Origin of the sequence: Vibrio sp. OPT20 (genome assembly GCF_963889365.1) — a bacterium.
GTDB lineage: Bacteria > Pseudomonadota > Gammaproteobacteria > Enterobacterales > Vibrionaceae > Vibrio > Vibrio splendidus.
In genome coordinates this window covers 145,794-160,277 of the sequence record NZ_CAWPOA010000106.1, presented here as the reverse complement: position 1 = coordinate 160,277, position 14,484 = coordinate 145,794, and the positions used below count along the sequence as shown (strand labels likewise).

The following is a 14,484-nucleotide window of genomic DNA, read 5'->3' as shown; positions in this document are numbered from 1 at the left end:
AATGTGGGCGTTTTTTATTGGTGTAACTTTGGTATAACTTATCCTTAGATATTAAAACGGGTTCTCAAAGCTCGTTGTTAAACTTGCCTGTTAAAACTATTTACTAAAGAACAGAACCAATTGTTCGGCGCGCAGCTTACACAAGGAAGAAACATGCCATTGCCTTCTCAACTCATCACTCACTCCCAGTCCGCTTTTGAGCAATTATTAGAGCATCAAAGTGAAGCCATCAATACTTGGTCTGAGCCGCTGACTGAAGATCTTAAACGTGTACTCGGTTTAAGCTGTTTTATTGGTGATTGCCTGCAGCGTGATACGGCTTTATGTGCTGACTTACCCGATATGTTGGCATGTGAGAAACGTGCTGAAGCATACCGAGAACGATTGGCTGAATTACTTTCTGGTTGCATTGATGAAATGAGCGGTCAGCGCGTACTGCGTCAATTCCGTAATCGAGAAATGACCTACATTGCTTGGCGTGATTTTATGGGTTCGTGGGAGCTAGAGCAGAGCCTAAATCATCTATCGATGTTGGCTGAGGCGATGATCTTCGAGACCTATCAATGGCAGTACGATATTTGTTGTAAAGAGTGGGGTACACCTTGTAATGAGCAAGGTGAAGCACAACCGATGCTCATCATTGGTATGGGTAAGCTAGGGGGCGGTGAGCTCAATTTCTCTTCTGATATCGATCTGATCTTTACCTACCCTGAAAATGGCGAAACCCAAGGCGCAAGACGCAGCATTGCCAATGCGCAGTTCTTTACCCGTCTAGGGCAACGTATTATCAAGGCGCTTGATCAGCAAACCTTCGATGGATTCTGTTATCGAGTCGACATGCGCCTACGCCCGTTTGGTGAGAGTGGTCCACTTGTGATGAGCTATGCTGCGCTAGAAGATTATTATCAAGAACAAGGCCGAGATTGGGAACGCTACGCGATGGTTAAGGCGCGAGTGATGGGTAGTGAAATGTACCCTGAATATCAAGAGCTTCGCCAGATGTTGCGCCCATTTGTGTTTCGTCGTTATATCGATTTCAGTGCGATCCAATCTCTACGTCGAATGAAGTCGATGATCAGCAGTGAAGTTCGCCGTCGTGGCCTCTCCAATAACATCAAGCTTGGTTCTGGTGGTATTCGTGAAGTTGAATTTATTGCGCAAGTTTTTCAATTGATTCGTGGCGGGCGCGAGCCTAGCCTGCGTGGTCGAGGGTTACTAGAAACGTTAAGTGCTATTGAGTCTCTCAATTTATTAGAGACCAAAGAAGTCGGTCATTTACGTGAGGCCTACCTGTTTTTACGTCGCCTTGAAAACCTATTGCAAGCGATGTCTGACAAGCAAACTCAAACCTTACCAGATGGTGAGTTCGAGCAACTGCAGCTCGCTGTCGCAATGCAATTTGCTGATTGGGATAGTTTGATTACGGCAACTCGTGTTCATATGGCGAATGTACATACTGTTTTCGAAGATCTGATTGGTGTCGATGAAGAGGACGCCAATCCAATCGCGAGTCACTTTAGTGAACTGTGGGATATGGCCCATAAACAAGACGTGATTGAGCAGGTTCTTGAGCATGACATCGCGATTGCTAACCCGCTGGAAGCGGCGAAAACCATTATCCAATTTAAAGCGGATTTAGCGAAGAAAACCCTTGGCCCGCGTGGACGGGAGGTTTTAAATCGCTTGATGCCTAAAGTGTTCCAAGCGTTGTACACCGCCAAGGATGCAGAGTTTGGTTTATCTCGAGTGTTGCACCTTCTCCATAAAATAGTCACGCGTACCACTTACCTTGAGCTATTGGATGAACACCCAGCCGCGTTAACTCAGTTAGTTCGTTTATGTACTGCGAGCCCGATGATTTCGGAGCAGCTTGGCCGTTACCCAATTCTATTAGATGAACTTATTGACCCTCAGCAACTTTATAATCCCGTACCTTTAGAGTCGTACAAAACAGAGTTGCGTGATTATCTTGCTCGTATTCCTGAAGATGATATGGAGCAACAAATGGAAGGTCTGCGTCAGTTTAAGCAGACTTGTATCTTGAGGATTGCAGCTGCGGATATTGCAGGAGCTCTACCAGTCATGAAGGTCAGTGATCACCTGACCTATTTAGCCGAAGCGATTGTTGAGGCGGGTATTAACCAAGCTTGGTTACAAGTATCGGCCAAGTTTGGTGAACCAACTCATGTAAAAGATCGTGAAGGTCGAGGCTTCGCGGTGGTTGGTTATGGCAAAGTAGGCGGGTGGGAGCTGGGGTATAACTCAGACCTTGATATTGTCTTCATGCACGACTGCCCGGTACACATCTATACTGATGGTAAGAAAGAGATTGATGGACGCCAATTCTATTTAAGGTTGGCACAGCGAATTATTCATATTTTCTCGACAAGAACCGCTTCTGGTATTTTGTATGAGGTCGATACTCGTCTGCGCCCTTCAGGTGCCTCTGGTCTGTTGGTTAGCCCTACAGATGCGTTTGACGAGTATCAGCACAATGACGCGTGGACTTGGGAGCACCAAGCTCTAACTCGCGCTCGCATGATTTACGGCGATGACTTATTAGCTTCGGCATTCAACAAAACTCGCCATGAGGTTCTGTGCTTGGCTCGTGATGAGGCAACACTTAAAAAGTCCGTTGTGGATATGCGTGAAAAAATGCGCGGTCATTTAGGTGGTAAAAAAGCCGATCGATTCATGCTGAAACAAGATGCGGGCGGTATTACTGATATTGAGTTCTTGGCGCAATACTTAGTGCTGAGATACAGCAACGAAAAACCTAAACTCACCCGTTGGTGTGACAATGTACGAATCTTTGAAAGCCTGTTGTCACAGGGGATTATGGACGAGCAGCAAGGCATGGCATTAACCAACGTCTATACGACGTTAAGAGATGAAATCCATCACCGTAATCTACTCAACCTTGATGCGGATGTGGCGATTGAGAAGTTTGAGATGGAAAGAGAACATGTTGTTCAAGCATGGAAGCAGTGGATGGAAGCTTAACCCTAGTTATGGCTTGTATGACACAGCCCTTATTTCGGTAAGCGTTTGCTAATTTTTCTATGGTTTAGCCTCTGTAATCAGTGTGCTAGACTCTAGCCAGATTTGATTTTTGGAGATCAATAATGAAACCAATTCTACCTGACTACAGCCAATCAGGTGTTCTTATTGTCGGTGATGTAATGCTTGATCGTTACTGGTATGGTCCAACTGGCCGTATTTCACCAGAAGCACCTGTACCCGTTGTGAAAGTAGAAAATAACGAGGAGCGCCCTGGTGGTGCTGCCAACGTAGCAATGAATATTGCTTCTCTTGGTGGTCATGCTCATGTCGTTGGTTTAACTGGTAAAGATGAACCCGCTGAGGTGTTAAAAAACACCTTAGGAGCGCTCAATGTTAAGTGCGACTTTGTTGAGTTGGACGATTACCCAACTATCACTAAACTGCGAGTAATGAGCCGAGGTCAACAGCTGATCCGTCTTGATTTTGAAGACAAATTCGAGAACACGGATCCTGAGTTAGTTCTGTCTCGCATGGAACAAGCGCTTCCTAATGTACGTTCGGTGATTCTATCTGATTACGCAAAAGGTGCCTTGGAGCATGTGCAAAGTTTTATTCAAAAAGCACGCGCAGCAAAGGTTCCGGTATTTATCGATCCGAAAGGTGCTGATTTAGAGCGATACCGTGGTGCAACTTTGCTTACGCCAAATATGGCTGAGTTCGAGCTGGTTGCAGGTAAGGTCAAATCAGAAGAAGATCTTATCGAGAAAGGCATCGCCTTGATCGAAAAATACGACTTTGAAGCTTTGTTAGTGACTCGGAGTGAACATGGTATGACGCTACTTCGTAAAGATCAGGCACCATTCCACTTGCCGACTCAAGCGAAAGAAGTATATGACGTGACAGGTGCGGGTGATACGGTTATCTCGGTACTCGCGGCTTCTGTTGCTGCTGGTAAGCCACTGGATGAAGCGTGTGCATTAGCGAACGCTGCTGCTGGTGTAGTAGTTGGCAAACTTGGTACATCAACGCTGTCTACGATTGAGTTAGCGGAAGCGATTCATGGTAGCCAAGACACTGACTACGGCGTGATCTCTGAAGCCGCACTGGTTGAAGCGGTGAAACGTGCTCGTGCGAAAGGCGAGAAAGTAGTCATGACCAATGGTTGCTTTGATATTCTGCATGCCGGCCATGTTTCTTACATGAACCACGCGGCTGAGCTGGGTGATCGTTTGATCGTTGCAGTGAATACTGATGAATCAGTCAAACGTTTGAAAGGTCCAGGTCGCCCTGTGAACCCAACTGATCGTCGTATGGCGGTATTGGCTGGCTTAGGCGCGGTTGATTGGGTGGTTCCGTTTTCTGAAGATACACCTCAACGTTTGATCTCTGAGGTTCTACCAAGCATTCTAGTGAAAGGTGGTGATTACAAACCTGAAGAGATTGCTGGTGGTGAAGAAGTGATTGCGGCTGGTGGTGAAGTGAAAGTACTTAACTTTGAAGATGGTTGCTCTACGACTGAAATCATTAAAGCGATTAAAGGTGGTCGAGGCTAACTCTTAGCCTTCTCGTTTTCTAGTCTCAAGGCTTAACCTTTGAGTTAGGTTGAGAATTAGCTTTCCATAGATAATAAAAATGCCGCTCAATGAGCGGCATTTTTGTCACGGTAACTGAGTAATTAAGAATTACTTACTTGCTACTTTTAGACCTGCGTTTACATCAACAATGTCCTGTTCGCTTAGTGTACCAACCGCTTGACGAAGCTGAAGAACACTTAGGATGTAGTTGTAACGAGCATCTGAAAGGTTTTTGTTCGCATCGTATAGACGACGAGTTGAGTCTAGTACGTCAACGATAGTACGAGTACCTACATCAAAACCTGCTTCTGTTGCTTCTAGAGCTGACTGGGCAGAAACAACAGACTGTTCGTAAGCACGTAGAGCGCCAATCGAAGCTGTGATGTTGTTGTTGAATGCACGTACGTCTTTTACAACGCTACGGTAAGTTGCTTCTAGATCTTCACTTGCAGCAACGTAGTTGTATTCTGCCTGTTTAGTCAAAGAAGTCGTGTTACCACCTGTATATAGAGGCACAACTAAGTTCAAACCTAGGTTTAGGTTGTCTTGGTCGTAATCATTTGAGCTGTTTGATTGATCTGCAAGAGAGTAGCTACCATCTAACGTTAAGCTTGGTAGGTGACCAGAACTTGCTAGTGTGATGTTGTCTTTTGCTACATCTTGAGAAATACGAGAGGCTAAAAGGCTCAGGTTCTTTTGCTCTGCTTGCTCAACCAGTGCAGCAGCAGATTCAGAAGATTTGCTTGCTGAGAAACGATCAGTGTCTAGGATGCTTAGGTTAGAGTGTTCCTGACCTGTAATCTCACGTAGACCTTCGTAGTTATTAATCAGAGTGTTCTCTGCTAAAACTTCATCAGCTAAAACGCCATCGTACTGAGCTTGTGCATCATGTACATCGGTGATTGCTGAAAGACCGACTTCAAAACGTTGCTTTGTTTGTTCTAGTTGACGAGCAACTGCGGCTTTCTCTGCACGAACAAATTCTAGGTTATCTTGAGCTCGAAGTACTTCAAAGTATGCCGTTGCTACACGTAGGATCAAAGCTTGTTGCTCTGCCGCGTACGCTGAATCAGATTGACGAGCAGTTTTCTCTGCCGTGTCTAGCGTGATCCATGAAGAGCGTTGGTAGAGCTCTTGAGAAAAGTAAATCCCAGCTCCCCATTGGTTATTGTCATTGTTTTTATCGCTTAAATCACCACGGTTGATATCGTAGTTAGCTCTTAAATCAATTTGTGGTAGCAAATCACTACGGCTTGACGTTACTGCTTCAAAAGCGGCATCGCGCTGCGCTGCGGAACGAAGAAGTTGTGGATCGTTCTGTTTTGCTTGGTCGTAAACTTCAGCTAGCGTATCAGCAAAAGCTGACGAACTCAGGCTGCCGATTGCTGCACTGATAAATAGTGGAAGCAGTTTTTTCATTTTCCTATTCCTGCCTTTAATGGAATTTTCTTCAAAAGAGTTTAACCCAGTTTGGTGGTAATTTACTCGAAACTTTGCACTTTTTTACAGTTAACTGTCCACTTGTGCAATATTTATTTTTTAAAACTTAACTTTAATTATAAATTTTATATAAAAAGTTGAACCTTATCCTTGGTAGTTAACTCGGACAATGAGTAAACTATAAAGATCACTTAGTGAGGTACCAAATGCAACAGTATGACAATCAACGACATGAGTTTACTCCGCAAGATGTGGAAATAGTCTCAAAAGAGACGCTGTTTCGTGGTTTTTTCAAAATGGTTAAGTACACATTTAAACATAGACTGTTTGAGGGCGGCTGGAGCCAACCAATAGAACGAGAGATGTTTGAGCGTGGACATGCTGCCGCTTTGTTACCTTATGATCCTGTGCGTGACGAAGTAGTGATCGTCGAGCAGATTCGTGTCGGTGCTCTAGAGCATGAGAACCCATGGCAATACGAAATTGTTGCTGGGATCATTGATACCGATGAATCACCGCAAGATGTCGCTCGTCGTGAAGCAATGGAAGAAGCTGGAGTCGAAGTCGGATCTGTATTGCCGATTACTTCGTATTACCCTTCATCTGGCGGTTGCTCAGAAAAGCTCGATGTCTTTGTTGGCTGTGTTGATGCAACGACAGCTAAAGGGGTACACGGATTGGACTACGAAGGTGAAGACATTCGTGTGCAAGTGATGAGTCGTGAAGCGGCTTATCAGTTGATAAAAGACGGTGTGTTTGAAAATGGCGCCACGATCATTGCGCTACAGTGGCTACAATTGAACTACCAAGAATTACAGTCAGAGTGGATAGATTAACGTCATGCCAAATATAGCAGTCAAAAAACCGTATCATGTTGATCTTGCTGAATTGATGCGAGTTTACGAGACTAACTATGCCAAACTTAACGCTCTGTTACCGGTTGGGCATGAGGTTGGTGACGTTCGCTGTTACCAAGCCGTTAATATGGTGTATCAATTGACAGTGAATGAGGTCACAAAATACACCACTTTAATAGATATATGTCAGAGTGACGCGATGCCAGTGTTTCCTTTGCCAAAAATGTCTGTCAGGCTATATCACGACGCTCGAGTTGCAGAAGTGTGCGCTAGCGGGGATTTTTCGCGAGTTAAAGCGAAATATGACTACCCCAACACTAAGCTTTTGCAAAAGGACGAGAAATTTCAATTGAATAAATTTCTTGGGGAATGGTTAACGTTTTGTTTAAAAACGGGTATCAGCCGAACCCCAATTACCTTTTAATTGAACCTATTTAACAACACTTTTAAAGTCTAAACAGTAACGTATCTGGATTTGTTATTTTGGAATTATCACACACTTCAAAATTTGATGAGAGCACTATTAAGCTTGTGCAGCTAACGGACACGCATTTATTTGCGCCGAGCAATGGCAGCTTATTAAGCATCAACACTCAAGATAGCTTTCGTGCTGTAGTCGATGGCATTGTTAGTCAGGGCTTTGACTATCAAGCGATTCTAGCTACCGGTGATATCTCTCAAGATCACAGTGCTGAGTCGTACCAGAAATTTGAGTCAGGGATAGAGCCTTTGGAAAAGCCATGTTACTGGCTACCCGGGAATCATGACTTCAAGCCTAATATGGGCAGTGTTTTACCATCACCACAAATACAGTGTGTTGAGCATGTCTTGCTAGGCGATAACTGGCAGATGGTTATGCTGGACTCGCAAGTGGTGGGTGTGCCTCACGGGCGCCTTAGTGATCAACAGCTTGATCTACTAGAACAAAAGCTGACTGAATTCCCTGAGCGTAACACCTTGGTTTTGCTGCACCACCACCCTTTACTGGTCGGTAGTGCGTGGCTTGATCAACATAACCTGAAAGATGCTGAGCAGTTTTGGGATGTGGTTCAACAGCACTCCAATGTGAAAGCGGTACTTTGTGGTCACGTTCATCAAGACATGAATCGCAATCATCATGGTGTACAAGTCATGGCAACCCCATCGACTTGTGTTCAATTCAAACCAAACTCGAACGACTTTGCGGTTGATACTTTATCTCCAGGCTGGCGAGAGATTGAATTACACCAAGATGGAACGGTAACTACGCAGGTTCGCCGCTTGCCTAATGGGCAGTTCTCGCCAGACTTTGATGCAGGTGGTTACTAATATGCCGAACCTTAATCAGCAAACCGCTAAGCCATCGCTGCTTCTCTATATTCACGGTTTTAACAGTTCGTCACGTTCTCACAAAGCGAACGTGATGGCAGATTACTGTGCGAAGCATCGCGCTGATATTAAAGTTGTGACGCCTCAACTACCGAGCTTCCCTCAGCAAGCAGCTCTGCATCTACAGCAGCTGGTGGAGCAATATAAAGATCAATATCAGATCGCGTTAGTCGGTAGCTCGTTGGGTGGCTATCTTTCAACATGGCTAAATAGTCATTATGGTTTCAAGGCGGTGGTTGTAAATCCAGCCGTGAAGCCGTATGAGCTTCTTGCTGATTATTTAGGTGAGCAAGTAAACCCATACACAGATGAACGATATGTGCTGGAAACAAAGCATATCGATGAACTGAAGGCGTTAGAGGTTCCGGCTATCGCTAAGCCGAGTGACTTCTGGTTACTTCAGCAAACGGAAGACGAAGTTCTGGATTACCGACAAGCGGTAGAGAAGTACCAAGGTGCGACACAGACAGTAGAAGAGGGCGGGGATCATAGCTTTGTTGATTTTGAACGTTACCCACAACAAATCGTCACTTTTCTAAACCTCTAATCTGTTTCATCAACAGAGTGATTTTCTCTTGTTTGCCTGTTATTTCATCTATCAATGGTGAAATATCATAGTTTGATGTCTTAGTTTTTGAACTAGCTTGACATCATTACTCAGCTTCCAGACTATATTCCCCAATACTTCGCTCGTTCGCTCTACTATGAAGGTTCATAGTAATGATTCTGCTTTAGTGAAACTAGAGCCAGCGAACAGACGCAAACTTTTTGAGTAAACTCCGTATTATGACTGAACAATATAATGCAAAAGACCTCGAGGTACTTGAAGGTCTCGATCCCGTGCGACACCGCCCGGGAATGTATACAGAGACAGAAAGACCAAACCACCTTGCCCAAGAAGTCATTGATAACTCGGTCGATGAAGCACTAGCGGGACACGCTAAGAAAATTAAAGTTGTGCTTCATGCTGACCAATCGTTAGAAGTTACCGATGACGGCCGTGGTATGCCGGTTGATATCCACCCTGAAAAAGGCATCTCGGGTGTTGAGCTGATTTTAACTAAGCTCCACTCAGGCGGTAAATTCTCAAACAACAACTATAAGTTTTCAGGTGGTTTGCACGGGGTAGGTATCTCGGTGGTAAACGCGCTGTCAAAACGTGTTGAAGTAACGGTTCGTCGTGACGGTCAGGTACATGAAATCGCCCTTGAGGGTGGTCATGCCGTAACCGACCTTACTGTTACGGGCACTTGTGGTCACCGTAATACCGGTACTACCGTGCATTTCTGGCCAGATCCAAAATACTTCGATAGCTCTAAGTTCTCTGTTTTACGCCTTATTAATAACCTGCGAGCTAAAGCCGTACTTTGCCCAGGTTTAGAAATCACCTTTATCGACAAGGTTGGCGGTGAAGAACATAAATGGTTCTATGAAGATGGTCTAAAAGACTACCTTGCCGAAGGTGTGAAAGGTTACACCTTACTGCCTGAAGAACCTTATGTTGGCGAATTCGTTGCTGAAACGGAAATGGCGAACTGGGCGATCATTTGGCAGCCAGAAGGCGGTGATATGATCACCGAAAGTTACGTGAACTTAGTACCAACTAAGCAAGGTGGTACACACGTAAACGGTCTTCGACAAGGTCTGCTTGATGCAATGCGTGAGTTCTGTGAATTCCGTAATCTTCTCCCTCGTGGCGTTAAGTTGACGGGTGATGACATCTTTGACCGTTGTTCTTACGTTCTATCGGTGAAGATGCAAGATCCACAATTTGCGGGTCAAACAAAAGAGCGCTTATCTTCTCGTCAAACTGCTGCGTTTGTTTCTGGTGTAGTAAAGGATGCTTTCAGCTTGTGGCTGAATGAAAAGCCTCAACTAGCAGAATTACTTGCAGAAGCTTGTATTGCTAACGCACATCGTCGTATGCGCGCAAGCAAAAAGGTTGTACGTAAAAAGATTGCTTCTGGTCCAGCACTGCCGGGTAAGCTAACCGACTGTTCGGTTCAAGATTTAAGCCGTACCGAAATCTTCTTCGTGGAAGGGGACTCGGCGGGTGGTTCTGCCAAACAAGCACGTGATCGTGAGTTCCAAGCAGTTATGCCACTTCGCGGTAAGATCCTAAATACGTGGGAAGTGTCAGCAGACCAAGTATTGGCTTCACAAGAAGTACATGATATTTCAGTTGCTCTGGGTATCGACCCAGATAACGATGATTTGTCAGGCCTGCGTTACGGTAAGATCTGTATCCTTGCCGATGCGGACTCGGATGGTCTTCATATCGCGACACTGCTATGTGCACTATTTACTCGCCATTTCCATGCTTTGGTTGAAGCGGGTCATATCTATGTGGCAATGCCTCCTCTGTATCGTATCGATTGCGGTAAAGAAGTGTTCTATGCACTCGATGACTCAGAGAAAGATGGTGTGCTTGAGCGACTATCGCAGAAGAAAGCCAAAATCAACGTGCAACGATTTAAAGGTCTGGGTGAAATGAACCCACTTCAGTTACGCGAAACCACTATGGATCCAAATACTCGTCGTCTTGTCCAATTAACGATTGATGACAACGACGCGACCAACGAGATGATGGACATGCTGCTTGGTAAGAAACGTGCAGATGATCGCCGTACATGGCTACAGACTAACGGTGATATGGCCGAGGTATAATGGATGTCTAACGAAATTACATATGATGGCGTTGAACAGTTGCCAATGCGCAAGTTCACCGAAGATGCCTACTTAAATTACTCAATGTACGTGATCATGGATCGTGCATTGCCGTATATCGGTGATGGCTTGAAGCCAGTACAGCGTCGTATTATCTATGCGATGTCTGAGCTAGGCCTATCCGCTGCATCGAAATATAAAAAATCAGCACGTACCGTTGGTGACGTATTAGGTAAGTATCACCCACACGGTGATTCTGCTTGTTACGAAGCGATGGTACTGATGGCGCAACCCTTCTCTTACCGCTACCCATTGGTGGATGGTCAAGGTAACTGGGGTGCACCGGATGACCCGAAATCGTTCGCTGCGATGCGTTATACCGAAGCAAAACTGTCGAAGTTTGCGGAAGTTCTGCTTGGTGAATTAGGTCAGGGAACCGTTGATTGGCAACCCAACTTTGATGGCACGATGAAAGAGCCTCAGATGTTGCCAGCACGCCTTCCTCATATCTTGCTTAACGGCATCACAGGTATTGCCGTTGGTATGGCGACCGACATCCCACCTCACAATGTACGTGAAGTGGCGAACGCGGCGATTCATTTGATTGATACGCCGAAAGCTGAACTTCCAGATGTGATGGGTTTCATTCAAGGCCCAGATTACCCGACAGAAGCTGAAATTATTTCGCCGAAGTCGGACATCGAAAAGATCTACCGTACAGGCCGTGGCAGCATCAAGATGCGCGCGGTATGGCACAAGGAAGGCTCTGATATCGTTATCACGTCTTTACCTCATCAAGTGTCAGGTGCGAAGTTACTTGAGCAAATCGCTAACCAGATGCGAGCTAAGAAGCTCCCTATGGTTGACGATCTGCGTGATGAATCAGATCACGAGAATCCAACGCGTATCGTCGTGGTTCCTCGTTCAAACCGTATCGACTGTGACCAACTGATGAGTCACTTATTCGCGTCGACGGATTTAGAGAAAAACTTCCGCGTTAACTTGAACATGATTGGTTTAGATAACCGTCCTCAAGTTAAAGGCTTAGTTCAAATCCTGAAAGAGTGGATTGAGTTCCGTCGCACGACCGTTCGCCGTCGTTTGCAGTACCGTTTAGATAAAGTACTGGCACGTTTGCACATCCTAGAAGGCTTACTTGCCGCTTATCTAAATATTGATGAAGTGATTGAAATCATTCGTACAGAAGACGAACCATGTCCTGTTTTGATGAACCGTTTCAACATCTCTGAAATTCAAGCCAATGCGATACTCGATATTAAACTTCGTAACTTAGCTAAGTTAGAAGAATTTAAAATTCGAGCTGAGCAAGAAGAGCTTGAAGCTGAACGTGAAAAGCTTGAAAAGCTATTAGGTTCAGAGCGTCGCTTGAATACGCTGATCAAAAAAGAAATCCAAGCAGATGCAGATAAATACGGCGATGATCGTCGCTCACCGTTGATTGAACGTGCTGAAGCAAAAGCTTTGACTGAGCGTGATTTAGTTCCAAGTGAGCCAATTACTGTCGTGCTTTCTGAAAAAGGTTGGATTCGTCATGCTAAAGGGCATGAAGTTGACGCTGAAGGCTTGAACTACAAATCAGGTGATAAATTCTTAGCAAGCACTAAGGGTAAGAGTAACCAACAAGCGGTGTTCCTCGGCAGTGATGGCCGAAGCTATTCCCTTGAATCTCACTCACTGCCATCGGCACGAAGCCAAGGTGAGCCAATTACAGGCCGCTTGAATGTCAGCCCTGGTACTTCTATTCGCCAAGTGGTGATGGGAGAGAATGAACAGCTATGGTTAGTCGGTTCTGATGCGGGTTATGGTTTTGTTTGTAAAGGTAGCGATCTGCTGTCTAAGAACAAGAGCGGTAAAGCGTTGGTTAACTTGCCACAAGCTTCTGAAGTGATGTTGCCAAGCCCGATTGCTGACTTGGACTCTAACCAGATTCTGGCGATTACTAACCAAGGTCGTATGTTGTTGTTCCCGATTAAAGACCTACCTCAGTTGAGCAAAGGTAAGGGTAACAAGATCATCAACATTCCTTCTGCGAAAGCAAAAGAGCGTGAAGAGTTTGTCTCGCATCTAATGGCTATCCCAGAGAATGCGACGCTGACAATCTATGCGGGTAAACGCAAACTTGGCTTGAAACCTGCGGATCTTGAAAATTTCCGTGGTGAACGTGGTCGTCGTGGTGGTTTACTACCTAGAGGACTACAACGAGTGACGCGCATTGATATCGATGAACCTAGCGACGCTTAGCTATGACGCTTAGTTATGAGACTTAGCAATGACGCTTAGTTATATAACTAGTTTTCATTGAGTTTGTAATTCGCTTGATTGATAAAAGAAAACCCAGCTTAAGAGCTGGGTTTTTTTTGTCTGGAAGTTTAACAGTGTAGGGTCGCTAACTTCATGTTAGCAATCAACATACGTATATAGGCTACAGGCGTGTATCTTCAGCGATAGTCACCTTGAGGGTCTTGTTTTCACCTTTGCGTAATACACCAACATCAATGACAGTACCTGGGCGCAGGTCAGTAACAATGTCCATTACGCTCTGTCGTCCGCTAATCTGGGTATTATTGATGCTGACAATAATATCTTGTGCTTCAAAGCCTGCATCAGCCGCAGGACCGTTCGGGTCTATCCCTAGTACCACAATACCGCCGATATTCTTATTGCCGAGTAGGCGTGACGTCACCGAGTTGATGTCTTGTCCGTCTATGCCAATATAACCACGAATCACACGACCATCAGCGATGATTTTTTGCATGATTTTATTCGCTAGTGGGTAGGGGATAGCAAATGAAATCCCGTAGGTTTCCATGTCGGTAGCTTGTTGGAAAGACGCGGTATTGATACCTACTAACTCACCTTGTGAATTGACAAGTGCACCACCGGAGTTACCTTCATTGATTGCCGCATCGGTCTGGATAAAGGCTTGATGACCATCTGCACTGATTGAAGAGCGACCGGTTGCCGAGATAATACCAAAGGTTGTGGTTTGACCTAGGTTATACGGGTTACCGATAGCGAGAACCACATCTCCGACATTTGCAGTGTAATCTTGGTTCAGTGGAATCACTGGTAAGTTGTCACCGCTGACTCTGAGTATCGCGATATCGGTGCGCTTGTCTGAACCGACAAGCTGTGCGGCGGCTACTCGTCCGTCTTGAAGTGCCACAACTATTTGGTCGGCTTGAGCAACAACGTGAAAGTTGGTAATGATGTAGCCTTTTTCACTAACAATGACCCCTGAACCCAAACCTTGAGTCAGTAGCTTATTGCGATCGCTTTCTGCGTATTTACGACTATAAATATTGACCACAGCGGGTGCAGCACGTCGCACCGCTTGGTTAAATGAGATCTGAAGAGAGCCAATATTATCGACTTGAGGACTAGTGACATCTGAAACTATAGCTGGCCTTAAGCTCGGAAATGCGAGAAGAATAAGTGCCGCTGAAACGAGTCCAAGGGAAATAGAACGAAATAGAAAGGACAGCATGTTTCCCTCTTCAACAAGTAAGGTATGGAGCATCCGTCAATGGATGACTGACTTGATTACGAGTGAA

10 protein-coding genes are annotated in these 14,484 nt (G+C 45.2%); 8 read left to right on the top strand and 2 right to left on the bottom strand.

Translation table 11 applies throughout. The features are described from left to right. Window positions 1–153: 153 nt before the first annotated feature. Together glnE and hldE are read left to right on the top strand one after the other, a co-directional pair. Window positions 154–3,003 (top strand): bifunctional [glutamate--ammonia ligase]-adenylyl-L-tyrosine phosphorylase/[glutamate--ammonia-ligase] adenylyltransferase, encoded by a 2,850-nt coding sequence (gene glnE / locus AACR09_RS22530; RefSeq protein ID WP_193835727.1) that lies wholly within the window; start codon window positions 154–156, stop codon window positions 3,001–3,003. 122 nt (window positions 3,004–3,125) lie between these two features. Further along, a complete protein-coding gene (gene hldE, locus AACR09_RS22525) occupies window positions 3,126–4,556 on the top strand; it encodes a bifunctional D-glycero-beta-D-manno-heptose-7-phosphate kinase/D-glycero-beta-D-manno-heptose 1-phosphate adenylyltransferase HldE (RefSeq protein ID WP_017077666.1) in 1,431 nt (476 codons plus the stop codon). 129 nt (window positions 4,557–4,685) lie between these two features. On the opposite strand, the gene tolC is transcribed toward hldE, so the two are convergent. Next, the gene (gene tolC / locus AACR09_RS22520; RefSeq protein WP_017067235.1) at window positions 4,686–5,996 is read right to left on the bottom strand and encodes an outer membrane channel protein TolC; all 1,311 of its coding nucleotides are present in this window, start codon (window positions 5,994–5,996) and stop codon (window positions 4,686–4,688) included. Window positions 5,997–6,223: 227 nt separating this feature from the next. On the opposite strand from tolC, the gene nudF reads away from it, so the two are divergent. From nudF to parC, 6 genes are all read left to right on the top strand, one after another. Then, the gene (gene nudF / locus AACR09_RS22515) at window positions 6,224–6,853 is read left to right on the top strand and encodes an ADP-ribose diphosphatase (protein ID WP_193835726.1); all 630 of its coding nucleotides are present in this window, start codon (window positions 6,224–6,226) and stop codon (window positions 6,851–6,853) included. 4 nt (window positions 6,854–6,857) lie between these two features. Next, window positions 6,858–7,298 (top strand): DUF1249 family protein, encoded by a 441-nt coding sequence (locus AACR09_RS22510; RefSeq protein ID WP_004736016.1) that lies wholly within the window; start codon window positions 6,858–6,860, stop codon window positions 7,296–7,298. A gap of 59 nt (window positions 7,299–7,357) precedes the next feature. Continuing rightward, window positions 7,358–8,182: a 3',5'-cyclic-AMP phosphodiesterase gene (gene cpdA / locus AACR09_RS22505; protein WP_102535495.1), complete on the top strand. Its 825-nt coding sequence runs from the start codon at window positions 7,358–7,360 to the stop codon at window positions 8,180–8,182. 1 nt (window position 8,183) lies between these two features. After that, a complete protein-coding gene (yqiA, locus tag AACR09_RS22500) occupies window positions 8,184–8,789 on the top strand; it encodes an esterase YqiA (RefSeq protein WP_193835725.1) in 606 nt (201 codons plus the stop codon). A gap of 239 nt (window positions 8,790–9,028) precedes the next feature. Next, window positions 9,029–10,909, top strand: coding sequence for a DNA topoisomerase IV subunit B (gene parE, locus AACR09_RS22495; protein WP_017077669.1), 1,881 nt, complete (start codon window positions 9,029–9,031; stop codon window positions 10,907–10,909). Window positions 10,910–10,912: 3 nt separating this feature from the next. Next, a complete protein-coding gene (parC, locus tag AACR09_RS22490; RefSeq protein WP_004736005.1) occupies window positions 10,913–13,171 on the top strand; it encodes a DNA topoisomerase IV subunit A in 2,259 nt (752 codons plus the stop codon). 181 nt (window positions 13,172–13,352) lie between these two features. On the opposite strand, the gene degS is transcribed toward parC, so the two are convergent. Beyond that, window positions 13,353–14,417, bottom strand: a complete 1,065-nt coding sequence (degS, locus tag AACR09_RS22485) for an outer membrane-stress sensor serine endopeptidase DegS (RefSeq protein WP_004736004.1) — start codon at window positions 14,415–14,417, stop codon at window positions 13,353–13,355. Window positions 14,418–14,484 lie beyond the last annotated feature (67 nt).

What these genes read in the sequence shown, in the direction of transcription:
- glnE (WP_193835727.1), top strand. Translation starts at nt 154, where the DNA reads ATGCCATTGCCTTCTCAACTCATCACTCACTCCCAGTCCGCTTTTGAG.
- AACR09_RS22510 (WP_004736016.1), top strand. Translation starts at nt 6,858, where the DNA reads ATGCCAAATATAGCAGTCAAAAAACCGTATCATGTTGATCTTGCTGAA.
- parE (WP_017077669.1), top strand. Translation starts at nt 9,029, where the DNA reads ATGACTGAACAATATAATGCAAAAGACCTCGAGGTACTTGAAGGTCTC.
- nudF (WP_193835726.1), top strand. Translation starts at nt 6,224, where the DNA reads ATGCAACAGTATGACAATCAACGACATGAGTTTACTCCGCAAGATGTG.
- hldE (WP_017077666.1), top strand. Translation starts at nt 3,126, where the DNA reads ATGAAACCAATTCTACCTGACTACAGCCAATCAGGTGTTCTTATTGTC.
- tolC (WP_017067235.1), bottom strand. Translation starts at nt 5,996, where the DNA reads ATGAAAAAACTGCTTCCACTATTTATCAGTGCAGCAATCGGCAGCCTG.
- degS (WP_004736004.1), bottom strand. Translation starts at nt 14,417, where the DNA reads ATGCTGTCCTTTCTATTTCGTTCTATTTCCCTTGGACTCGTTTCAGCG.
- yqiA (WP_193835725.1), top strand. Translation starts at nt 8,184, where the DNA reads ATGCCGAACCTTAATCAGCAAACCGCTAAGCCATCGCTGCTTCTCTAT.
- parC (WP_004736005.1), top strand. Translation starts at nt 10,913, where the DNA reads ATGTCTAACGAAATTACATATGATGGCGTTGAACAGTTGCCAATGCGC.